Origin of the sequence: Streptomyces sp. NPDC047117, assembly GCF_040643545.1 — a bacterium.
In the GTDB taxonomy this organism is placed as follows: domain Bacteria; phylum Actinomycetota; class Actinomycetes; order Streptomycetales; family Streptomycetaceae; genus Streptomyces.
Genome location: NZ_JBEYUN010000003.1, coordinates 344134 through 366000 on the forward strand (window position 1 = coordinate 344134; position 21867 = coordinate 366000).

The 21867-nt window shown below is 69.8% G+C and carries 16 protein-coding genes and 2 pseudogenes; 12 read left to right on the plus strand and 6 right to left on the minus strand.

Annotated elements, in window-relative coordinates:
- Positions 1-27 precede the first annotated feature (27 nt).
- Positions 28-648 carry a TetR/AcrR family transcriptional regulator gene (locus tag ABZ840_RS07590; RefSeq protein ID WP_361554813.1) on the minus strand — a complete coding sequence of 207 codons (621 nt, stop codon included), beginning with the start codon at positions 646-648 and terminating at the stop codon, positions 28-30.
- Between the two features lie 92 nt (positions 649-740).
- Between ABZ840_RS07590 and ABZ840_RS07595 the strand changes: the two genes are divergently transcribed.
- Positions 741-1679 (plus strand): aldo/keto reductase, encoded by a 939-nt coding sequence (locus ABZ840_RS07595; RefSeq protein WP_361554816.1) that lies wholly within the window; start codon positions 741-743, stop codon positions 1677-1679.
- Positions 1680-2085: 406 nt separating this feature from the next.
- On the plus strand, positions 2086-2292 hold the full coding sequence (locus tag ABZ840_RS07600; RefSeq protein WP_361554819.1) for an EF-hand domain-containing protein: 207 nt from the start codon (positions 2086-2088) through the stop codon (positions 2290-2292).
- A 167-nt stretch (positions 2293-2459) separates the two neighbouring features.
- Here ABZ840_RS07600 and ABZ840_RS07605 read toward each other — a convergent pair whose 3' ends face one another.
- Positions 2460-4040 (minus strand): MFS transporter, encoded by a 1581-nt coding sequence (locus tag ABZ840_RS07605; RefSeq protein WP_361554822.1) that lies wholly within the window; start codon positions 4038-4040, stop codon positions 2460-2462.
- Between the two features lie 204 nt (positions 4041-4244).
- Here ABZ840_RS07605 and ABZ840_RS07610 point away from each other — a divergent pair, with 204 nt between their 5' ends.
- Positions 4245-4730 (plus strand): MarR family winged helix-turn-helix transcriptional regulator, encoded by a 486-nt coding sequence (locus ABZ840_RS07610; protein WP_361554825.1) that lies wholly within the window; start codon positions 4245-4247, stop codon positions 4728-4730.
- Between the two features lie 328 nt (positions 4731-5058).
- Entirely contained in the window at positions 5059-5727 is a 669-nt protein-coding gene (locus ABZ840_RS07615; protein ID WP_361554828.1) for a nitroreductase, read from the plus strand.
- Positions 5728-6890: 1163 nt separating this feature from the next.
- Here ABZ840_RS07615 and ABZ840_RS07620 read toward each other — a convergent pair.
- The gene (locus ABZ840_RS07620) at positions 6891-8024 is read right to left on the minus strand and encodes a serine hydrolase domain-containing protein (RefSeq protein ID WP_361554831.1); all 1134 of its coding nucleotides are present in this window, start codon (positions 8022-8024) and stop codon (positions 6891-6893) included.
- A gap of 332 nt (positions 8025-8356) precedes the next feature.
- Here ABZ840_RS07620 and ABZ840_RS07625 point away from each other — a divergent pair.
- Positions 8357-8437, plus strand: a pseudogene (locus ABZ840_RS07625) (sugar O-acetyltransferase); the annotation flags it as partial.
- Between the two features lie 112 nt (positions 8438-8549).
- Here the strand turns inward: ABZ840_RS07625 and ABZ840_RS07630 are convergent.
- Positions 8550-9794, minus strand: a complete 1245-nt coding sequence (locus ABZ840_RS07630; RefSeq protein WP_361554834.1) for an MFS transporter — start codon at positions 9792-9794, stop codon at positions 8550-8552.
- A 110-nt stretch (positions 9795-9904) separates the two neighbouring features.
- Here ABZ840_RS07630 and ABZ840_RS07635 point away from each other — a divergent pair, with 110 nt between their 5' ends.
- Both ABZ840_RS07635 and ABZ840_RS07640 read left to right on the plus strand, forming a co-directional pair.
- Positions 9905-10453, plus strand: a complete 549-nt coding sequence (locus ABZ840_RS07635; RefSeq protein WP_361554837.1) for a TetR family transcriptional regulator — start codon at positions 9905-9907, stop codon at positions 10451-10453.
- Between the two features lie 397 nt (positions 10454-10850).
- Positions 10851-11234, plus strand: a complete 384-nt coding sequence (locus ABZ840_RS07640; protein WP_361554840.1) for a hypothetical protein — start codon at positions 10851-10853, stop codon at positions 11232-11234.
- Positions 11235-11638: 404 nt separating this feature from the next.
- Here the strand turns inward: ABZ840_RS07640 and ABZ840_RS07645 are convergent, their stop codons facing one another.
- Entirely contained in the window at positions 11639-14446 is a 2808-nt protein-coding gene (locus ABZ840_RS07645; RefSeq protein WP_361554843.1) for an AAA family ATPase, read from the minus strand.
- Positions 14447-14623: 177 nt separating this feature from the next.
- On the opposite strand from ABZ840_RS07645, the gene ABZ840_RS07650 reads away from it, so the two are divergent.
- Together ABZ840_RS07650 and ABZ840_RS07655 are read left to right on the plus strand one after the other, a co-directional pair.
- Positions 14624-15538 (plus strand): MBL fold metallo-hydrolase, encoded by a 915-nt coding sequence (locus ABZ840_RS07650; RefSeq protein WP_361554846.1) that lies wholly within the window; start codon positions 14624-14626, stop codon positions 15536-15538.
- 23 nt (positions 15539-15561) lie between these two features.
- On the plus strand, positions 15562-17076 hold the full coding sequence (locus ABZ840_RS07655; protein ID WP_361554848.1) for a carboxylesterase family protein: 1515 nt from the start codon (positions 15562-15564) through the stop codon (positions 17074-17076).
- A 170-nt stretch (positions 17077-17246) separates the two neighbouring features.
- Here ABZ840_RS07655 and ABZ840_RS07660 read toward each other — a convergent pair.
- Positions 17247-17711, minus strand: a pseudogene (locus ABZ840_RS07660) (IclR family transcriptional regulator C-terminal domain-containing protein); the annotation flags it as partial.
- 184 nt (positions 17712-17895) lie between these two features.
- Here ABZ840_RS07660 and ABZ840_RS07665 point away from each other — a divergent pair.
- From ABZ840_RS07665 to ABZ840_RS07675, 3 genes are all read left to right on the plus strand, one after another.
- Positions 17896-18681, plus strand: coding sequence for an ABC transporter ATP-binding protein (locus ABZ840_RS07665; protein WP_361554851.1), 786 nt, complete (start codon positions 17896-17898; stop codon positions 18679-18681).
- A gap of 116 nt (positions 18682-18797) precedes the next feature.
- Entirely contained in the window at positions 18798-19790 is a 993-nt protein-coding gene (locus tag ABZ840_RS07670) for an iron-siderophore ABC transporter substrate-binding protein (protein WP_361554854.1), read from the plus strand.
- Complete coding sequence (locus tag ABZ840_RS07675) at positions 19790-21853, plus strand: iron ABC transporter permease (RefSeq protein ID WP_361554857.1); 2064 nt, start codon at positions 19790-19792, stop codon at positions 21851-21853. The genes ABZ840_RS07670 and ABZ840_RS07675 overlap by 1 nt, the downstream gene beginning before the upstream one ends.
- Positions 21854-21867: the final 14 nt, after the last annotated feature.

The window sequence follows — 21867 nt, forward strand, 5'->3', positions numbered from 1 at the left end:
TGTGACACGCGTTCAGCGGCGGGCCCGTCAGCGGCTCTTCGGCTCGGGGCGCGGGCGGAGTGCGTCGACGATCAGGTCGAGGAGTTGGTCGGTCTTCTCCGTCGAGTCCGTCGCCGTGGTGGAGAGGAAGACGCCGAGGACCATCATCGTGACGTCCTCCGGGTCGACGTCCGAGCGCAGCGAACCGGCCTCTGCGCCGCGGCTCAGCATCATGGCGATGGTGGCGGTGATGCGCTCCCGGGTTGCGGGCGTGGCGATGGTGCCCGATGCCCAGCCGGCGCGCAGTGTGTCGGACATGCCGCGCTTTATTTTGAAGAACGCCGCGTACTGAGTCAGCCATGCGCGCAGTGCGGCCGCGGGCTCCAGCTCGTCGAGGAGCGGTGGTGCACTGGCGACGACCTTGTCGAGTTCCGCGGCGTACACGGCCTCCACGAGCGCCTCGCGGGTGGGGAAGTGCCGGTACAGCGTGCCGATCCCGACGCCGGCCGCGCGGGCGACGGCGTCCAGCGGAACGGCGTCCGGCGTTGCGGCGAAGGCGTCCCGGGCTGCGGCGAGGAGCTTGTCGCGGTTGCGTCGCGCGTCGGCGCGTGCGGGCCGGTCGGGCGCCGACGCGCTGCTGCCGGTGGTCGGGGGCTCGGTCTCAGGCAAAACGGAGGACCTCCGGTTAGTGCTACGGTGAAGCGGTGAGCAAAACGGAGTGACTCCGTTTTGCCTATGATCCCACGCGAAGGAGAGAGCCCATGGCTTCCCCCGCCCGATCTCTTCCCGTCACCGCGACCGGCGCGCAGCGCGCCGGCGGCCCTGGGGACCTCGCAGGCCGCACCGTCTCCCGGATCGGCTTCGGCGCGATGCAGCTGGAGCGCCTGCGCAACGACCGCAAGGCAGCGATCGCGATACTGCGCCGCTGCATCGAGCTCGGCATCGACCACATCGACACCGCACAGTTCTACGGCCACGGCTTCGTGAACGAAGTGATCCGCGAAGCCGTCCGCCCGGAGGACGACGTCATGGTGGTGAGCAAGGTCGGTGCCGAGCCCGACACCGAGGGCCCGCTTCCCCTCCGCCTCGCCCAGCGCCCCGAACAGCTGCGGGCCGCCGTCGAGGACAACCTGACGACACTGGGCATGGAACAGATCCCCCTGGTCAACCTCCGCCGCACCGACACCGGCCCCGGCCTGCGTGCCGAAGGGGACCAAGCTGTCCCCCTCGACGATCAGCTCGCCGAGATGACCGCCCTGCGCGGCGAAGGCAAAATCGGCGCGATCGGCCTCAGCAGCGTCTCCCTCGACGTCCTGCGCACCGCCCTGCCCGCGGACATCGCGTGTGTGCAAAACGCCTACAGCCTCGTGGCCCGCGACGACGAGGACATGCTCCGCCTCTGCCTTCAGGAAGGCATTGCCTGGGTTCCCTACTTCCCCCTCGGCAGCGCCTTCGCGGGCATGCCGAAGGTCACCGACGAACCCGCGGTCCTCACCGCCGCGCGTGACCTCGGCGTCACACCTGCCCAGGTCGCTCTGGCCTGGCTGCTCCACCACGCCCCGAACGTGCTGCTCATCCCCGGTACCGCCAACGCCGAACACCTCGAGGCCAACGTCGCCGTCGGCGCCATCACACTCGACGAGCAGACTCTCTCCACCCTGAACGCCGTACAGTCGCGGCCCGGAGACATCATCGTCTGACAGTCACTTGGCTGCGGTCCCATCACCCGCCATGCACCAGTTGGGCGGAACTGCATCGTCGCTCGTCCGGCCGGACGTCGCGTGCCATCTCGTCCGCAGCAGTCGGAGCGTCACGTCGCCTGACCGGCACACGGGCGGTACCCGGTAACCCACCACATCCCGTGAACGTTGCCCAGCAAGCACCTGTCTCTGCAGATGCCCCCAGCTCGCCGCTGCAGATCGGCTCGCGCGAACGGCTCCCAGATATCCGCTGCAAAGACCTCCGGACTGCATCCGCCTCCTCAGCCGACGCACGCGATCGGAACAGGCGTTCCCCCGGACGCACCACCGGAGAACGAACCCGACCACGCCTACTAGGGTGGGGCCGGTCTTGGAACAGCGAGAGAAAGGCGCCCACGTGGTAGACATGACAGCCGCAGCGCAGAAGGTCTTCGAGCGTTACGACCTCGACGGTGACGGTCAGCTGACCGCAGAGGAGTACCGGAAGGTCGTCGAGGAACTCGGCGAGCAGGGCGTCACCGATGAGGCCGCGCAGGCGCTCATCGACACCATCGACACCGACGGTGACCGCAAGGTCTCGTTCGAGGAGTTCCGGGCCTCCATGGGCCTCTGAGCGTCTTCTCCGTCGAGCAACGGAGAGCGCGCGATGACGCCGTACACGTCCTCCGGGTCCGCAGGGGCCCGGAGGACGTGCATGTGGGCGCACTTACACGTCCGTGACGACGGCCGGCCGTACAGCGGTCGTACGGGCGGCGCGAAACAGCTCGCTCAGGACAGGAGTCAGTCGCCGCTCGTACGTGGCGGGACCGATTGCGGGGTGCCGGGGTCGAGAGGCGGTGCCGATACGCCGCAGTGGTAGGTGCACTGAGGACGGCAGTGCTGTTCCTGAACGTTGCTCTCCTGTTCCCGCGCTTGGCTCTCCCGGACCGTCGGCGTCGTCTCCGCCTTTCCGCGTTCCGGGATGCGGGGGCGCAGGGTGAACCAGGCGAGGGCCGCGCCGATGACGAGGAGGACGGCGCAGAGGACGAGGGACCGCCGGTAGCCGGCCGCGAACGCAGTGGCCGAGCGGTAGGCCTCCGGTCCCATGCCGGCCAGGAGGGGCAGGGCCGCCACGGCGAGCAGGCCGGACGCGCGTGCCGCCGCGTTGTTGACTCCGCTGGCCAGTCCCGCGTGGGTGACATCGACGGAGGCCAGCACGGTGGCGGTGAGCGGTGCCACCAGGAGGACCATGCCGAGGCCCAGCACCGTCACGGCGGGCAGGACTTCGGTGCGGTACGAGGCATCGGTGCCCGCCCGCATCATCAGCAGCATTCCCGTGGCGCACACCAGCGGGCCGAGCGTGAGCGGGATGCGCGGGCCGATGCGCTGGGCCAGTTCGCCGGAGCGGGCGGAGAGCAGCAACATCAGCACGGTGGTGGGCAGCAGCGCGGTCCCGGCGACGAACGCGGAGTACCCCGCCCCCACCTGCAGATACAGCACGGTGAGGAAGAAGAAGCCGCCGAAGGCCGCGTACACGCAGACGGTGACCGCATTGACCGCGGTGAACTGCCGCAGCCCGAAGAGCCAAGGGGGCAGCATGGGGTCGGGGTCCTTGCGTTCGACGCGGAGGAAGGCCACCGCGAGCAGCACGCCGGCGACCGCGGCGAGCAGTACGTCGGGCGCCGTGCCCCGGCCGGGTGCGGCAATCAGGGCGTAGGTCACCGCGCCCAGCGCCAGCGCGCCGAGCACGGCACCCCGGACGTCGAACCGGCCGTGCGCGGTGGGGTCGCGGGTCTCGGGCACGTGACGGGCGGCGAGGGGTACGCACACTGCCGCCACGGGCACGTTGAGGAAGAACACCCAGCGCCAGCCGGGGCCGTCCACGAGCCAGCCGCCGAGGAAGGGTCCGGCCGCGGTGGCCACGCCGCCCAGGCCGGACCAGGCACCGACCGCACGGGACCGCTCGTCGGGGTGGAAGACGGCCTGGATGAGGGCGAGCGAGCCAGGGGTGAGGAGGGCTCCGCCGACGCCCTGGAGGGCGCGGGCGGTGAGGAGTACCGCGGCGTTGGGTGCCAGTCCGCACAGCAGTGACGATGCGGCGAACCACACCATGCCGATGAGGAAGATCCGGCGCCGGCCGTAGCGGTCGCCGAGTGCGCCGCCGAGCAGGAGCAGGGCGGCCAGGGTGAGCAGGTAGGCGTTGACGGTCCACTGGAGGGTGGCCAGTGAGGTGTTCAGGTCGGCACCGATACGGGGCAGGGCGACGTTGACGACGGTACTGTCCAGCATTGCCATGCCCGAGCCGAGGACGGCCGTGAGCAGGACCCAGCGGCCCTGGGCGGTGGCCATCCGTACTGTGCCGGGTGCGGAGAGGTCGCTCATAGGGCGAGCATGCACCCAGGCAGGCGCGAGAGAGGCTCGCGACGCCGTGGCGTCCCCTCACTGACTTCGGATTTCGCGCGAGGCAGGGCCAGCCGAGGGTTCATGACGTCGACGCACCAGTGCTGGGAGATGCGGGCGGTGGGTCCAGTCATTTGGTTTCAAGCGATACCGTATCGAATGAACGAATGGCGGTAATGTGGATCCATGGCCGCCGACGCTCCTCACCGAACCCCCGCCTCGCGTGCGACCGATCGCCCGGGGGATGCATCGCCGTTCGCCCTTGGTCTGCTGTTGCGTCGGGCTCACTGGCACGCGGCCGGAGTGATGGGGGAGGCGCTCCGGCCGCTCGGCATCGAGTTGCGGCACTTTGCCGTACTGATCGAGTTGGCCAACCGCGGGCCCACGGTGCAGCGGGACTTGGTGGCGGCGACAGGGTCGGACAAGGCCGGCATCATGCGGGTCGTGGATGACCTGGAACGCAAAGGGCTGGCCGTACGCAAGGCCGTTCCGGGAGATCGGCGGGCGCGGGCGGTCGAGATCACGCCCGAAGGCCTCGAACTCTTCGACGCAGCTCATGTGGCGGCGGATCCGCTGGGAAAGCGCCTGGTTGCCGAACTGGGGCCCGGCGAGCCCGAGAAGCTGATGGATCTGCTGACCCGGTTCGCCCACCCCGCGGACGGCAAGGCGTAAGCCTGCCTGCGCCTGATGGTGACCGGGCGCGCCCGGTCGCTGTACGGCTTTCGCGGTGGACCACTGTCCCGTGCCGGAGCGGCGTAGCCGGGAGGGTCAGGCGTCGGTGGTGATGTGGGGACGCGATGTGGCCGCCTCGCCGGGAAACACGGACGAGTTGATGTGCATCAGCGTGGCCATGGCGTTTTCCCGAGACCAGGCCCGGAGGCAGGGTGCCGAAGGCTGAAGAATCCAACCTCGGCAGTAGTCATACACGAGAAAGTATCGAGTGATACCATCTTGGGTGTGACGAAGCGTGCTGTGTCGATCGGGCAGGGGGGGAGCGGGCATGGACGTCTACGAGGCGGTCACGAGCCGACGGGCGGTGCGCGAATTCACCGACCGGCCTGTCGCAAGGCAAACGCTGGAGCGCGTACTGTCTGCCGCGGCTTGGGCGCCATCCGGATCGAACATCCAGCCATGGCACACCTACGTGCTGACCGGTGAACCACTGACCGTACTCAAGAAACGTGCCGGCGAGCGTCTGGCCGCAGGTGATCCCTGGGACGAGCCGGAGTACCAGCAGTACCCGCCCGCGCTGAGCTCCCCGTACCGCGAGCGCCGATCCGCTTTCGGTGAGCAGCGCTACGGCGCACTCGGCATTCCGCGCGAGGACATAGAGGCACGTCAGAGGGCTGCCTCCGCAAACTGGGACTGTTTCGGCGCACCCGCCGCCCTGTTCTGCTACATCGACCGCGCCATGGGGCGGCCGCAGTGGTCCGACGTCGGCATGTACTTGCAGACCGTGATGCTGCTGCTCCGGGCCGAAGGCTTGCACAGCTGCCCGCAGATGGCGTGGGCGAAGTTTCACAAGACCGTGGCGGAGGTCGTCTCGCCCCCGGACGAACTCGTCCTCTTCTGCGGCATGTCGATCGGGTACGTGGATGCCCCGATGGATCGTGCCCGTACGGGCCGGGCCTCGCTTGGGGAAACTGTCACATTCGTCGGCGGCGACTGACCGCCGGCCCGCGGCCGAAGACGTGCTCGGAGCACGTGCTCGGGGCGTGCCATGTTGCTGCGCCGGGTTGTGTTGCTTTCGTGGGGGAGCGTAACCCTGTCGGCTTTGCCGGTCAGTCGGAGCACGTGCTCGGGCGCTGTGGGTGTGTTCTCTGGTCCTGTCGCCCCTGGGAGATGCGCGGTCGGCCGAGGCCCGGGCCGTGGAATGTGCAGAGGTGGCCGAACGCCTGGGGGACGCCGATGCGGCGGACGCGGTACGGGCCATGGTCGCCTTCGCCGCGGTGATCAGTGGCGACACCCAGCGCGCCAAGGACCTGGTGCAGGGTCTGTTCGACGGGCACCGGTGCGAGGGCGGGCCGGCCTGTCCTGGCGGCCGCCTTGTCTCTCGGACACGCGCACACCCTCGAGAAAGAGATGGAAAGGGCTGTCGCCGTCCTTGAGCATCTGTGCGCCGATTGCGAGAGCGGTACGGCGAGGTGTGGATGCGGGCCTACGCCGAGTACTTGCTCACTCGGGCCGAGCTGTCCTGCGGACACAACACCGCGGCCAAGCCGTCGTTGAGGTCAAGCAGAGGCTGAACGACCGTTTGGGCGTGGCCATGTGCCTGGATCTGATCGTCGCTGCCAGGGCTGCTGCGGGCCTCGGCGAGTGCGCCGCGCACCTGCTCGGCATGGCCCATCAGCCGTGGGAGACGCTGGGCCGCAGCTCGGGCTGCCCGACTGGGGCGCCGCACGCGAACGGTGCGAGACGCAGGCCCGCTCCGCCATCGGCGACGGGGCCTACGAGGCCGCCTGTCAGGCGGGGCGGACAACCAGGTGGGAGACGGGGCCGGCCTACGCCCGCAACCACTAGGCAGTTTCGTGTGAACAGCCGGTCGTTGGTCCAGGCAGGCCGTTGTCCGATGCGCAGTCGGCGTGAATCGGCCGTTGGCTGGTCTTCCCTTCGGTACGCGGCCACCTGCGCACGCACTGCATCTGTGTGGTCATCCTCATCCCCTGGCCAACCAGCGGGCCCACCGCCTGCGACGCGGCGGCCGGAGCGGTCGGCCACCGGCCTCCGCGAGTCCTTCATGGATGTGGTCGGAGCCCGCTGACGGTACGGCCGTGTGCACAGGAACGCCCGAGCGGGGCACGGACCGGATCGCCGGACCGCGCCCCACCCTCGTCACCCGAGCGCCCGCACCACCGACCACAGCAGGCGCTCGTTCTCGGGGGCCGCGCCTCCCGGGAAGGCGAACCGGCGGCGGGTGTAGGCGTAGGCGAAGCCCTGCCGCGGGTCGGCCAGGGCGAGGGAACCCGCGGCGCCGCTGTGGCCGAAGGTGCCGACGCCGACGGCGGGGAAGTCGGGGCCGTAGGTCTGGAAGCCCAGGCCGAACGCCTGCGGCTCGCCGCTCACCAGGTCCTTGCCCTCGGAGTGGATCCGGGCGAACTCCGCGGCCGTGTCCGGCTTCAGGAGCGGGCCTCGGCCGTCCAGGCCGAACGCGGCCGCCGCGTACATGCCGGCCAGGCCGCGTGCGGTGCCGATGCCGCCCGCCGACGCCTGGCCGTTCGCGCGGACGGTGCGGGAGTTCGGGAAGTCGTACAGCTCACGGTTGCCCCGCGCGTGTTCGTTGAAGGCGATGCCGGCCAGGCTGTACGGGCTGTGCGCGGCGGCCTCGATCTCGGCCGCCTGCTCCGGCGTCGGCAGCATCGGCAGGGTGGTGAGGAAACGCGACTCCTCGGCCTCCGGGAGGCCCAGCCACAGGCCGAGATCGTACGGGGCGCGAATCCGCTCCTCGTACCACTCCTGCAGGGTGCGCCCGGTGGCCCGGAACACCACCTCACCGACCAGCGCGCCGATGACGAACGCGTGGTAGCCGAAGAACTGCCCCGGCTGCCAGAACGGGCGCTGCCCGGCCAGGCGCGCCGCGATTGCCCGGTCGTCGGCCAGCTCCTCCTGGGTGAAGCCTGCGTCCGGGCCGATCACCCCGGCCCGGTGCGCGAGCAGCTCGCGCAGGGTGATGCCGTCCTTGCCCTCGGCGGCGAAGTCCGGCCAGTACGAGGCCACGGTGCGGTCCAAGTCCAGGATGCCCTCCTGGACCAGAAGCGCGGCGACCAGGTACGCCGCACCCTTGGTGGAAGAGAACACACCGAGCAGCGACTCCCCGGTCACCCCGTCCGACCAGAGGTCCACCACCCGTTCGCCGTCCCGGATCACCACCAGCTGCGCGCCAGGCGCTTGCTCCTCGCCCGCGAGGAAGGTGGCGAACTCCTCCCGTACTCCCTCGAAACCGGCGACCACCGTGCCGTGGACTGCCATGACCCCTCCCGAACCGTCGTATTGATCTTGTGCTTCCGGCAACCGGCCGGCCCGGGCCGCTATTCCCCGGAAACCAATGTCGTGAGCCGTGACCACACTTGGTTCGATACGCGCCCCGGCCGATACGGGCTGAGCAGAAGGGCTCGCTTTCGGGGGGCGAGTTGCCCGCGTGGACGGCGAGAAGCCACTCGCCGCGGCAGCGTCCGCCGCCGTCCCTTGGTGTTGCTCAGCCATCGCAGAAGGGCGCAGTACGGGATCAGGATGCACACTACGGGGCTGACGACCGGCCGGGTGGACGGGAGACCATCGGCCCCGTAGAAAGCGGCTCATGTGGTCGAGCCGTAGTGACCCGGGACCTTCCCGCGAACGTCGTGGCGGTCGGCAATCCCGCTCGTGTCGTCCGTGGAATTTGAAGGCCGGCATCACGGCTCGGGCCCGGAGCTTGCATGTGACCCGCCGGGCGTCACTCACTGCATCCGCATCCGCGTCCGCAGCCGCATCCGCCTCGGCCGCCCCGTCCCGGGTTCACCCCCGTCGCTCGGACTGACGCTCCGAGAGTCCCGTGGCTTCACGGGCCGATCCGCTGACCTGCGCAGTGGAGGCGCGACCGCCGGCCGCCGGGGCGATGAAGATGGCCACGGTGACGCAGGCGAGTACGACGATCATGGCCGTGCGCAGTCCGTAGTGTTCACCGAGGAAGCCCAGGCTCGGCGGTCCGACGAGGAACGCGACGTACCCAATGGTGGCCACCAGACTTACGCGCGCTGTGGCGTTGGGGCCGGAGTCGCCGGCGGCCGACAGGGCGACCGGGAATCCGAGGCTGGCGCCCAGCCCCCAGAAGAGCACGGCGGCGCCGGCGAGCAGGGCGTTGTCGGCGAAGATCACCAGGGCGACGCCGACAGCACCTGACACCGCGCCCGCCCGGACCACCATGGCCCGTCCGAAGCGGTCGAGGAAGAAGCTCCCGCAGAAGCGCCCGATGGTCATCGCCGCGGCGAAGCCGGCGTAGACCAGTGAGCCCTGTGCGGCATCGAGTCCGTGGCCGTCCACCATGAGCAGCGGCAGCCAGTCGTTCGCGGCGCCTTCCGCCAGAGCCATCGCCAGTACGATCACGCCGATCAGGACCAGCCGGGGGTCCCGCCACACCTTCGGCGCAGCCACGGGGAATTCCTCGTGCGTTGTGGTCGTGGGTGTACGTACCCCGGTGCCCGAGGGGACGGCCCTGAGGGCGTACAGGAACATGGCCAGGGAGACGCAGGTGACCGCCAGGAGGTGCCAGTACGTCGGCAGTTGCTGTGTGGTGGCGGCAATGCCGCACACCGCGCCGATGACGGTGCCGAGACTGAAGCAACCGTGCAGGGTCGTCATCGCCGTGGTGCCAGTGGTCCGCTCGATCTCGACCCCGTCCACGTTGGTCGCGATCTCGGCAGCTCCCATGCCCGCACCGAAGGTGAACAGTCCCACGAACACGGCGGGCGCCCAGGAGGCCAGGCTGCCGCAACCGATGAGCGACACGCTGATGACGATGAGGAAGTTGCCGACGCCGATGACGGGGCGGGTGCCGAACCTGCTCACGAGTGGGCCGGAGGACAGGATCCCGACCATCGAGCCCGCTGAGAGGCCGAAGAGGATGATGCCCATTTCGGCGGTCGACGCTCCCAGCCGGTCCCGGATGTCGGGAGTGCGCGTCACCCAGGAGGAGATCGACAGGCCGGTCAGGAAGAAGAAGAGGAAGAGGGATCGGCGCCATCGGCGAGTGGCGAGGTCCATAGCGAGCTCCGTACAGGCGAGGAAGCGGGGCCATGTTCATATTTCGAGAGTCTCAAGAAGTGTGTACGAATGTACATTGTTGGGCGGACGGCCGTAAGGAGCACAGTGGTATGACAGGGTCTTCGCGTGGTCCCAATGACCCCGGTCGAAGGGACCGCATCATCGACGCGGCCTTGGAGCTGGTCGCGGAGCGCGGCGTCGTCAGCGTGACGTACCGGAGCGTCGCGCAGGCCGCGGCGGTGCCTCTGGGCTCGGTGACCTATTACTTCGACTCCCTTCAGCAGCTGCTCTGCGAGGCGTTCACTCGGCTTGCCGAGTCCGAGTCCTCGCGATACGGGGCGTTGCTCGAACGCGCCCGTACGCCGCAGGAGGCACGGGAAGCCGTCGTGGAGATCATTTGCGGGCAGCAGGTGGGCAACGAGAGAGAACTCCTCCTCAGCTACGAGCTCTACGCCTTCGCTGCCCGCAACCCCGAGCTGCGGTCGGTGATGCGCTCCTGGATGCAGGCGAGTCGTGCCGCTCTCAGCCGCCACTTCGACACCAGGACGGCTCGCGCGCTGGATGCCCTGATCGAGGGGCTCATCATCCATAACTCTGTGGACGAGGAGCCCACGAGTCGCGAGGACATCGCGGTCGTGGTGGAGGCCATCACGGGGTGACGCGCCAGCGCTGTTCTGCTTCCCCGAGAACTGTTGCCGAGGGGTAGACGTCGTGTTCTGGACGAGTCCCCACACTCATCATTGGCGGCCTGAACTGGTCGTTGGTACGTGCTGAGCGTGTGATGAGGGCGACGCCGCTCGCCGCGCGCTGGTGCGGACCGACCAGGAGATCATCAGCGGCGCTCTCTCTGGCTGGGTGTGCTCCGGCACCAGGGGCGATCTGACGTTCATGGTGTCAGCGGAGCGAAATGTGCCTGTTGTGCCGAAGTGGTGACGTTGACGGAAAACACTGCGGGATCAGCAGTGTTCGCGTTTACGGTCGTGGCTGGAGCGCTCCATGCAACAACCGGGGAAAGCGCCGTCCCGGGGGAAAGCGGCGCAGCAAGGAGAGCGACAGATGTACGCACGGACCAAGGCCACCGTCGGGGTGGCCTCGGTGGGAATCATGCTGTTCGGTACTGCCGGGACGGCCACCGCCACCACTGCCGAAACGTCGACTGCGCCGGCACAGCACCGGACCGTGGACGCCAAGGACAGGCTTGCCACGGTCAAGTTCAATAAACTCAACAGCAGGGGCGCCTCGGGCTGGATCAGGAACAACACCAGTTCCGGCTGCTACAAGGCCGTCGTGTGGTGGTACAAGAACGGTCGGCTCAAGGACACCGACCAGTCCAAGCCGTCGTGCTCGAAGGGCAAGAAGGTGAAGTTCGCCTTCAAGCCCGGCGACAAATACCACTTCAAGGCCACCAGCTGGCAGCACGACTACGTCGGCGGCTCCTGACCGACGCATGATCTGACGCCGAGTCCGTAAGCGAGTGGGCCCCGAGGGCGCAGCGGGGCCCCACCCGCGTCCGCGCGGTGGCCGTTCCCGCGTCCCGGCGGAGGACGACCCTGGATACGGCACCGGGCACGTTCGTCACCGAGATCTGCAACCTCACGCTGCTCAACGCAGCGAAGGGCCTGGTGATTGAGGACTGACTACGGGGCGGAACCGGGCCGGACGGGAGGCGGAAGGGGGCCGGCGCGGTTGGCGGAGCAGGTTGGAGACGACCAGTGGTATGCGGGCCACTAAACGAGAGGTGGCTGTCATCGCGGCCGGTACTGTCAAGTCCCAGCGCCCGCACGCCGGCAGCTCCTTCGATGCCCCAATGCCTCAGGTGACTGCTTCCGTGGCCGGGTGCGCCCTCACTCCTGGTGGCCGGCCCGCGCGAGGGCGCCGTCGATGAGGTCACGCAGCTGGGAGCGGGCGGTGATGCCTAGCTTGGGGAAGCTGCGGTAGAGGTGCGAACTGATGGTGCGCGGGGAGAGGAAGAGCTTCTCGCCGATCTCGCGGTTGGTCAGCCCACGGGCGGCGAGCCTGATGATCTGCTGCTGTTGCGGGGAGAGTTCGGCGAGCGCGTCGGGCGCCGTGTCCGTGACGTCGAGGCCGGCAGCGCGTGATTCGGCCTGCGCGCGCTCGATCCACGGGCGGGCGCCCAGCCGGCGGAAGATCTCCAGGGCGTCGGTGAGCGGCGCCCGCGCCTCCGCGATGCGCCGACGGCGCCGCAGCCACTCGGCGAGGTCGAGCAGGGTCTGGGCACGCTCGAAGGGCCAGTGCTCGAGGACCGGGTCGGCCAGGGCGGCCCGGAAGTACGGCTCGGCGTCCTCGGGATCGGCCAGCAGGCCACGGGCTCGACTGAGCAGCGCGTGCAGGCGGGGTGAGGCGTTGTCCGCGAGCTCCTGGGCGGAACGCTCGACGATCGCGGCGGCTTCCTCTCGGCGGCCGGTGCGCACAGCGGCGGCGGCCAGATCCGCGAGGGCCGGGTAGGAGGCGTGGTAGTGCACGGGCGCGCCATCTGCCGTGAAAGCCATGCGGAGTTGGTCATAAGCGGTCTCGTACGCGCCGTCCGCAATCGCCGCGGCGCCGAGCGCACGACGGGCATAGACCGCGACCGAGCGGCTTTCCAGCGGATCGATCAGAGTGAGCGCCTCATCGGCCCGGGCGCGGGCTGCCGGCGCGTCCCCCTGGTAAGCCAGCACGGTGGCATCCACGGTTGCCGCACACGCCGCGGCGTGGTCGAGGCCGGATGCTTGGCCGACCGCGATGGTGCGAGCGCAGGACTCCCTGGCCTGGTCCCACCGTCCTCGCTCCACATAGGCCCAGGCGACCGCGCCGCCCAGGCCCTCCGGCAGCGATCCCTGCACCTGCCAGCGGTCGAAGGCCTTGTCGAAGGCGCGGACTGCCTGCGGGGTCTCGTCCAGCAGCCACGTCATGATTCCGACGGTGACGAGCTGTTCCGGCCGGGCTTCCGCCTCGGCGGTCAACTGAGGGAGCAGGGAGATGAATTCGTCCCTGCTGCTGAAGGGGTCCGACACGGCCCTCACCCAGGAGCGCAAGCCTGCGGAGGAGGCGTCCTCGGGAAGGCGCCCCAGAATTTCCTGGATGCGGCGGCGCTGGGCGTCCTCGCCGGAGTAGAAACGGACCACGGCGGCGTCGGCCAAGAGATCCAGCGCGGCGGAGGGCTGGGAGACCGCCAACCCCTCGGCTGCATCGGCCAGTCGGGAGAAAACTGTGGTGTGGCGCAGGGTCAGGATCGCCAGCCGACCGGCCTGCACGGCGGCGGAAGCCAGCAGCGACGGGTCATTCGTGCGGGTGCGGGCCGCAGCGGCAAGTTCCTCGACCCAAGCGAGGTCGCCGGTGAACACGGCCGCCGAAGCGGCTTCGACCAGCAGCCGCGCGCTTTCCCCGTGCAGCGGCGCGAGCTCCGCTGCACGCTGAAGGGCCTTGGCCGCCGCCGAGTGGCCGCCGCGACGACGGGCCCGGTCGGCGGTTCGCTCCAGCTCCGCCGACACGGCGGCGTCCGGACCCGGGCAGGCGGCGGCCAGATGCCAGGCACGCCGGTCCGGTTCGTCCCGCAGCAGCTCGGCGAGCGTGCGATGAGCCTCGCGCCGGGCGTCCGCGGACGAGGCGTGGTACACGGCGGACCGGACCAGTGGGTGGCGGAACCGGAGGTTCGGACCGGTTCGCCGGACCAGTCCGGCCTGCTCGGCCGGCAGCCAGGCGTCGGCCTTGGCGTTCGACAGCGCGGCCGAGACGGCGATGGGGGAGTCGATGCTGTCCATGGCGGCCAGGAGCAGCAGGGCCCGAGTGGTGTTGGCGGGGAGGTCGTCGAGGCAAGCGGCGAAGATCCGCTCCAGATGATCGGTGAGGGGGAGCGGGCCCGCGGACGGCAGCCCCGCGGCCGCGTCCTGGGCGGTGGCTGCCCTCGCGAGTTCCACCAGTGCCAGGGGGTTGCCGCTTGCTTGGTCGAGGATGCGTGTCCTGGTGTGGCCGGTGGGACTCTTCGGTTGCTGGTCCAGCAGCCGGTTCGCCGCAGTGTTGTCGAGCGGTTCGAGGGTGAGCGCGGGAATGTGCCGGTCGAATCCCGGGAGGTGGTCGCCGTCACGGGCTGCGATCAGCATCGTGACCGGTTCACCTGCCAGCCGCCTGGCAGCAAAGGACAGCGCGTCCAGGGATGCACGGTCGCACCACTGCGCATCGTCGAGCACCAAGAGGACGGGCTGTCGGTCGCCCAGGGCTGAGAGCAGGCTCAGTACGGCGACCCCGATCAACAGCAGATCGGGTGCGCTCGCTTGCGGGGGCGTGGCCGGTCCCGCGCCAAAGGCGTCCTGGATCGCGGCGCGCTGCCTCTCCGGCAGGCCGTCCACCTCCGCCAGCAGCGGCCGCAGCAACTGATGCAGGGCGGAGAACGCCAGGCTCGACTCCGACTCACTGCCTTCGGCGCGCAGTACGCGAGCACCGCTCGCCTCGGCTCGACGCGCCACACGGTCGAGCAGGGCGCTCTTCCCCATGCCCATGCCACCGACGAGCATCACCACTGGGTCGGCCGGCGCCGACTCCACCGCACGGAAGAGACTTCCCAGCTCCGCGTCCCGGCCGACGAACGGCTCACCCGGCTGCGGCTCCAGCTCCGGTCTCGTGGCCGCATCGAGGTCGCCTGTGTGCTCGTCCACGGGGTCTCCACGAATCGTGGCTCACATACGGGAGCCGCCTTGCCTTGGTCCCCAGGCTACAAGCGGCCGCACCCCGCCCCCGGGCTGGGCGCGCAGGTGCAGTCACGTGACGGATACCCCGGCTGCCGAGTCCGCTCGTACGGTTCAGGAATTCCTCCGAATTCACAAGGATGCCTCATGGACCACATCACACTCGGCAATGTCAGCGTCACCCGGGTATGGGAATACTTCGGCTCCGTCGACATGACGCCCGACACCTTCTTCCCGGAAAGCCCGAAGGAGGTGTGGGAAGGCGGTGACTCCTGGCTGACGCCGCATTTCCTGGATTCCGACACCAACCTCGTGAATTCTGCGATCCAGACCTGGCTGCTGCGCAGCGAGGGCAAGACCATCCTCGTCGACACCGGCGTGGGCAACCACAAGGAGCGCCCGTACGCGCCGGTCTGGAGCCACCTCGAGACGGATTTCTTGGCGAATCTCGCCCGCGCCGGAGTCGCGCCCGAGGACGTGGACATCGTGATCAACACACATCTCCACATCGACCACGTCGGTTGGAACACATACCTGGACGGCCGGCAATGGGTGCCCACTTTCCCCAACGCCACCTATCTGATGCCGAAGGACGACTTCGACTTCTGGAATCCCGAGAACGGCCACAAGCCGCTGCTCGGCCGAGGCAACCAGAACGTCTTCGAGGACAGCGTGGCTCCGGTGCACCGCGCCGGCCGGACGCTGCTGTGGGAAAACAGTCACCAGATCGACGCCGGCCTGCGCCTGGACGCGGCTCCCGGACACACCCCCGGTTCCTCCGTCCTGACCCTCACCTCCGGCACGGACCGCGCGGTGTTCGTAGGCGACATGCTGCACAGCCCGGCACAGATCCTCGAACCGGATACCAACAGCTGCTTCTGCGAGGACCCCGCGGGCGCCCGTGCCACTCGCCGCAAGGTGCTGGGCTGGGCGGCCGACAACAACGCACTCGTGATCCCCGCGCATCTGGGCGGCCACGGCGCCGCCGAAGTGGTGCGAGACGGAAGCAAGTTCGCCATCAAGGGCTGGGCCCCGTTCGCCCCGTACACCGAGCAGGCCTGAGACCCTGCGGAAAGACGCGAGACATGAACCACCACCCCGACCCCATCGTGACCACGGCGCAGGGAGCCGTCCGCGGCCTGCGCCAGGGCGCCACCACCGCCTTCCTGAACATCCCCTACGCCGCCCCGCCCCGAGGCGCCGGCCGGTTCGCTCCGCCCCAGCCGCACGAGCCGTGGGAGGGCGTACGGGACGCCACCGTGCCGGGCCCCAACGCGCCACAGTCCGAGCGCAAGCTCGGCAGCGTCGACATGTCCTCCTACTTCGGCACCGGCTGGAGCCGCGGTGAGGACTACCTCACCGCCAACGTCTGGATGCCCGCCGCCACGCACAGCGGCCTGCCTGCCGATCTGCCCGTCGACCTGCCCGTCATGGTGTTCGTGCACGGCGGCGGGTTCGTTGCCGGATCGACGCGGTCCGCGCTGTACGACGGCTCCGCCTTCGCCCGCGACGGCGTCGTCCTCGTCACCCTCAACTACCGGCTCGGCATCGCAGGGTTTCTCGACATCCCCGGCGCGCCCGCCAACCGAGGGCTGCTCGACGTTGTGGCCGCGCTGCGCTGGGTGCGGGAGAACATCGCCGCCTTCGGCGGTGACCCGCACAACGTCACCCTCTTCGGTCAGTCGGCCGGGGCGACCATCGTCGGCGGCGTCCTCGCCACCCCGGAAGCCACTGGCCCCTTTCGCCGGGCGATCATCCAGAGCGGCAGCGGCCTGGGGGCGTTCACCACCGAGCAGGCCGCCCGCGTCACTCAGGCTGCGGCCGAGGTTCTGGGCATCGAACCCGACCTCTCCGCTTTCGCGGGAATCTCCGACGAGCGCTTGGTCGAGGCCGCCTCCCGGCTCGCGGGAATCGACCTGCAGACCGAGACCCGCCACGACCCGCTGATCGGACTCAGCCCCTTCAGCCTGGTCCTCGACACCCAACCCGCTGAATCCGTCGCCGCCGGCCTCGGCGCCGACATCGATCTGCTCATCGGGACCAACACCGAAGAGGGGCATCTCTACCTGGTGCCCGTGGACAAGTACGCCACCTCGACCGCCGAGGACGTCGACGACGCGGCGGCACGCTCGCACCCGAATCCGGCGCAACTCGTCGAGACCTACCGCAGGACACGCCCCGAGGCGTCCTTCGGCGAACTGCGCTCCGCCCTCATGGGCGACGCACTGTTCGGCGCGGGCAGCTGGGCCCTGGCAGGCGCACATGCCGCCCACCCCCGCTCCGCCACCTACGCCTACGAGTTCGCCTGGCGCTCCCAGGCCCTGGACGGACAGCTCGGCGCCACCCATGCGGTCGAACTGCCCTTCGTCTTCGATCTCTCCCACCTCCCCCAGCTGCACGGCCGCGCCGCCCTGCTCGGCCCTGACAAGCCCCCCACGCATCTCGCCGCCCGCATGCACGCCACCTGGGTCCGGTTCGCCAGGACGGGGAACCCCGGCTGGGACCCGTACGACACCGAGCGCAGGTCAACCATGCACATCGACGCCGCGTGGACCCAGGTCGACGACCCCCGCAGCCAGGAACGACAGGCCTGGCGCTGACCCCCGATGTCCGGACAAGAGGGGGCGTCGAAGCTGCCGACTCCAGACGCCATTGGTCGTTTGCCAGCCGAGACATGGCCCAGCAAGCCGCTGGGTGCGATGTCTTTCGGTGCGCAGCTCTGCTGGGCGGGCGTCGGCGCCGGGTTGTGTCCGAGGCGGCGTGAGACGGCCTCCGCGGTGGCGACGGCCAGGGGGCCGAGGCGGCACAGAGCGGGTTCCACGCGGTCCTTGAGGCCGGCGACGCTGATGGCTGTCACGACGTGGCCGGTGTGGTCGAAGATGGGGGCGCCGCAACAGGCGCTGGCGAGGTCGAATTCGCCGTGTTTCAGTGTCGTACGAGTTGGTGCGGCCGGAACTCCCCATGGACTCTCCAACGGGGCCCGTTCCCCCTGAGACTCCCCAAGAGGCGCGGGAGGGCGGCTCTCTGCTCGACGGATGCTGCTCTGGAGTAGGGGATGCGCTCCGCTCGCGGATTTCGGCAGTCCGGCCGCGTACGCGCATGACGCCCGAGGCGGCGGAGAGGGGAGGACGGGCGTGCGAGCGTCTCGCCTCGTATCCCGGGTGCCTCGTCCCCACGTGTCGCCGTGTCCGGTGAAGGGATTCGTCGTCCCGGGCCCATTACGCGAAGTCGCCATCTCTGCATAGGGTCCTGTGGTCGTGCACCGGGGGCGCGCGGATCTGCGGGAGATATCGACCTGATTACGGGCGAGGAAAATCGCTTGCGCGCAGTTAGGTATGCCTTACCTAAACTGTAGAGTGACGCCCGTTGGTCCCGATGGTTGGAGGTACTCGGTGTCGTCTGAAGGCGACGTTCGCCTGGTGGCGAAAGGTCTCGACGTCGGGCACGCGGGCCGTACGGTGCTGCGGCAGGTGGATCTGTCCCTGCGGGCCGGTGCGATCACCGTGCTGGTCGGCCCCAACGGCTGTGGCAAGTCCACGCTGCTGCGCACGGTCGCGGGGCTGCTGCCGCCGGTCGGCGGTGAGGTGCACATCGACGGTGCGCCGTTGGCGTCGCTCGGCCGTCGTGCGCTGTCCCAGCGGCTGGCGTTCCTGCCGCAGTCCTCGCTGGCACCGGCCGGGGTGACGGTGCGTGAGCTCGTACGCCACGGCCGCTACGCGCACCGCGGTGCGCTCGCCCGGCACACCGCTGAGGACGTCGAAGCGATCGAGTGGGCGCTGGAGGTCACGGACGCCGCTCCGCTGGTCGAGCGCCGGCTCGACGAGCTGTCGGGCGGTGAGCGTCAGCGGGCCTGGCTCGCCATGGTGCTCGCGCAGCGGGCCGGCGTCCTGCTGCTGGACGAGCCCACCACCTACCTCGACATGCGGCACCAGTTCGAGGTGCTGGACGTGGTCCGACGTCTGGCCCGCGAGCACAACATCGCGTGCGGCGTGGTGCTGCACGATTTGATGCAGGCGGCGGCGTACGGCGACGAGGTCATGGTTGTCGCCGACGGCAAGGTCGCCGCGTCCGGGACTCCCGAAGAGGTGCTGACCCCGGACGTCATCGACGACGCGTTCGGCCTGCGGGTCAACGTCGTCCGCGATCCGTCGACCGGATACCTCGCCTGTTTCCCGGAGCGGCCCCGGTCCGCGGCCGCGTCCTGACCTGAATCCGGACCTGGATCCGAACCTGAATCCGGACCTGAATCCGGCCTGGATCCGGACCCACCCCCCATGCAGTCCCCGCTTTCCCCGCTCAGTAAATAAGGAGAGATTCCATCATGCGCAGAATCCGGCGCACCCTCGCGACGGGCGGCACGGCCGTGGCACTCATGCTGACCGCGGTCGCCTGCGGCTCGGGAACCGTCGGCGGGACCGGAGAGAAGGCCGGGGGGGCCGAGGCGACGAACGGCAAGGTCTCCATCGAGACCGCGCGGGGCAAGGTCGCCCTGGACAAGCCGGCGAAGAAGGTCGTGACGCTGGAGTGGACGTACACCGAGGAGCTGCGGGCGCTCGGCGTGACTCCGGTGGGCAACGCCGACAACAAGGGCTACAAGACCTGGATCACCGCCAAGGGCGCGGATCTGCCGAAGAACGTCACCGACGTCGGTGACCGCAACGAGCCCAGCCTGGAGAAGATCAAGGCGCTGCAGCCGGATCTCATCGTGGTCGACGACGACCGCTCCAAGGCCAACCTGAAGCCGCTCCGGGAGATAGCCCCGGTGGCGTCCTTCAAGTACACCACCAAGCCGCAGCTCGAAACGATGGAGAAGAACTTCACCGAGCTGGCGAAGGCGGTCGGCAAGGAGGACAAGGCCGCCGAGGTCACCAAGCGGATAGACACCGAGGCCGCGGACCTGAAGAAGCGGCTGGAGAAGGCCGACAAGGCCGGAATGAAGTACGCGCTGGCGCAGGGCTTCACCGCCAACGGCTCCGCCTCGATCCGGATGCTGACCGATGACGCCTTCTCCGCCCAGGTGCTGAACCTGGCCGGCCTGAAGAACGGCTGGAAGGGCAAGTCCGACGCCTGGGGCATGACCACGACCGGCGTCGAGGGCCTGACCAAGGTCGAGAAGGACTCCAACTTCCTGTACGTGGCCGCGAAGGCGGACAACCCGTTCACCGGCGAACTCGCCGACAACGCCGTCTGGAAGGGCCTGGACTTCGTCAAGGAGGACAAGGTCCGCGCGCTCGACCCGGGTACCTGGCTGTTCGGCGGTCCGCTGTCCGCCCTTCAGGTGCTCGACGAGGCCGGTAAGGCACTGAAGGTCTGATGACCTCGTTGGCTCATCCGCTCGGACGCCGCCCACGAGCCCTGCTCGTGGGCGGCTCCCTGTCGCTCGTACTGTGCCTGGTCGCCGTCGTCCACCTCGGCCTCGGTGCCTCCGGAGTGGGCATCGGCGATATCGCCGCGCTGCTCACTGGCCACGGCGGCGATCCCCGTACCGAAGACGTCCTGTTCGGCGCCCGCCTGCCGCGGACGGTCACCGGACTGGTCGTCGGTGTCGCGCTCGGCGTCTCCGGCGTGCTCATCCAAGGTGCCACCCGCAATCCGCTCGCGGCACCGGACACCCTCGGCGTGAACGCCGGCGCCTACCTCGCGGTCGTCGCGGTCGCGTTCACCGGGGTGAGTCTGGGGCCCATCCCGGCCGGTGGCGCCGCGTTCCTCGGCGGCCTCCTGGCGATCGCCGTGGTGTATACGCTCAGCCGCGGCGGGGTACTGACGCCGGGCCGGGTGCTGCTCGCCGGCGCGACGGTGGCCCTGGCCTGCACCGCGGCGGCCGAGTTCCTGCAGATGCTGGACGTCCAGGCCACCCGCGGACTCTTCTTCTGGGGCAACGGCACCCTGATGCAGACCAGCCTGACGCGCCCGCTGGTGCTCGGCGCGGTCGTCGCCGTGGTCGCCCTGCTCGCCCCGTTCCTGGCCCGCCCGCTGGACCTGCTTGCGCTCGGCGACGAGACGGCCGAGGCGATGGGCGTACGGGTGGAACGGATCCGGCCCGCCGCGCTCCTCGTCGCGGTGCTGCTCTCCGCGGCCGCAGTATCGCTCGCCGGCCCCATCGGCTTCGTCGGGCTGATTGCCCCGGTCATCGTGCGGCAGTTGGGCATCCGCAAGCACGCGCTGCTCATCCCGATGGGAGGGCTGCTCTCCGCCGGCCTGGTGCTGGGGGCGGACGCGATCGCTCAGCTGATCGTCTCCCCGTCCGCCAACCAGCCCGCGGAGATCCCCGTCGGTGTGGTGACCGCGCTGGTCGGCGGGCCGGTCTTCATGGCCCTGGCCCGCAAGGTGAGCACCGGCGACGCCGACACCGGCGCGGCGGTCGCGGTCGCCGGTCAGCGCCGCACTCCCGTCTACACCGTCGCGATCGGCGGCGGTGTGCTGGCGCTGATCGTGGCGATCGCCGTGGGGCTGCGCATCGGTGATGTCGGCATCACCTGGAGCCAGTTGGGCGCGACGCTGTTCGGCTCAGGGGAGCAGATGACCGAAGCGGTCGTCTCCTACCGGCTGCCGCGCATCCTGGTGGCGGCCGTGGCCGGCGCCTGCCTGGCCGTGGCCGGTACCGCGGTGCAGTCGGTGGTACGCAATCCCCTCGCCGAACCGGGGCTGGTCGGCGTGACCGGCGGTTCGGCGCTGGCGGCGATGGCGGTCATCCTGGTCGTCCCGGCCGCGCCGCTGGTCGCCCTGCCGATCGCCGCGGCGATCGGCGGAGTGCTGATGCTGGGCCTGGTGATCCTCGTGGCCAGGGGCTCGCGGAACGGCGGCCGCGCCGGACTGGACCCGACCCGTGTGGTGCTCGTCGGGCTCGGCGCCGGCGCCACCTCGATGGCCCTGGTGAACATTATGGTGGTCGGCTCGCAGATGAACATCTCGTCCGCCCTCACCTGGCTGGCCGGAAGTACGTACGCCCGCGGCTACGAGGCGCTCGGCTGGCTGGCCGTGCCCGCGGTGGTCGCGGTGCTCCTCGTGGTGGTGGCCCGGCCGGTGAACATGCTCGCCCTCGGGGACGAACTGCCGCGCGCGCTCGGCCTGGAGCTTGGCCGCGCCCGGCTGCTCGTCCTCGCGACGGGCGCCGTTCTGGCCGCCGGTACGGCAGCGGCGGTCGGCGCGGTGGGCTTCGTCGGTCTCGTCGCCCCGCACCTGGCTCGCCGTATCGTCGGCAACGACACCTCCCGCATGGTGCCGATGGCCGCGGTGGTGGGCGCCGTCATGGTCGTCTCCTCCGACGCCCTGGGCCGCTGGCTGCTCGCCCCGACCGAGATTCCGGTGGGCATTGTCACGGCGCTGGTCGGCGCTCCGTACCTGGTGTGGCTGCTGCGCCGGACCCGGGAGGCCTGAGAGGGCGTTCTGCT

Coding starts and splice junctions, on each gene's coding strand:
- ABZ840_RS07640 (WP_361554840.1), top strand. CDS start 10,851: ATGTACGCACGGACCAAGGCCACCGTCGGGGTGGCCTCGGTGGGAATC.
- ABZ840_RS07610 (WP_361554825.1), top strand. CDS start 4,245: ATGGCCGCCGACGCTCCTCACCGAACCCCCGCCTCGCGTGCGACCGAT.
- ABZ840_RS07650 (WP_361554846.1), top strand. CDS start 14,624: ATGGACCACATCACACTCGGCAATGTCAGCGTCACCCGGGTATGGGAA.
- ABZ840_RS07670 (WP_361554854.1), top strand. CDS start 18,798: ATGCGCAGAATCCGGCGCACCCTCGCGACGGGCGGCACGGCCGTGGCA.
- ABZ840_RS07635 (WP_361554837.1), top strand. CDS start 9,905: ATGACAGGGTCTTCGCGTGGTCCCAATGACCCCGGTCGAAGGGACCGC.
- ABZ840_RS07595 (WP_361554816.1), top strand. CDS start 741: ATGGCTTCCCCCGCCCGATCTCTTCCCGTCACCGCGACCGGCGCGCAG.
- ABZ840_RS07630 (WP_361554834.1), bottom strand. CDS start 9,794: ATGGACCTCGCCACTCGCCGATGGCGCCGATCCCTCTTCCTCTTCTTC.
- ABZ840_RS07675 (WP_361554857.1), top strand. CDS start 19,790: ATGACCTCGTTGGCTCATCCGCTCGGACGCCGCCCACGAGCCCTGCTC.
- ABZ840_RS07615 (WP_361554828.1), top strand. CDS start 5,059: ATGGACGTCTACGAGGCGGTCACGAGCCGACGGGCGGTGCGCGAATTC.
- ABZ840_RS07600 (WP_361554819.1), top strand. CDS start 2,086: ATGACAGCCGCAGCGCAGAAGGTCTTCGAGCGTTACGACCTCGACGGT.
- ABZ840_RS07605 (WP_361554822.1), bottom strand. CDS start 4,040: ATGAGCGACCTCTCCGCACCCGGCACAGTACGGATGGCCACCGCCCAG.
- ABZ840_RS07620 (WP_361554831.1), bottom strand. CDS start 8,024: ATGGCAGTCCACGGCACGGTGGTCGCCGGTTTCGAGGGAGTACGGGAG.
- ABZ840_RS07655 (WP_361554848.1), top strand. CDS start 15,562: ATGAACCACCACCCCGACCCCATCGTGACCACGGCGCAGGGAGCCGTC.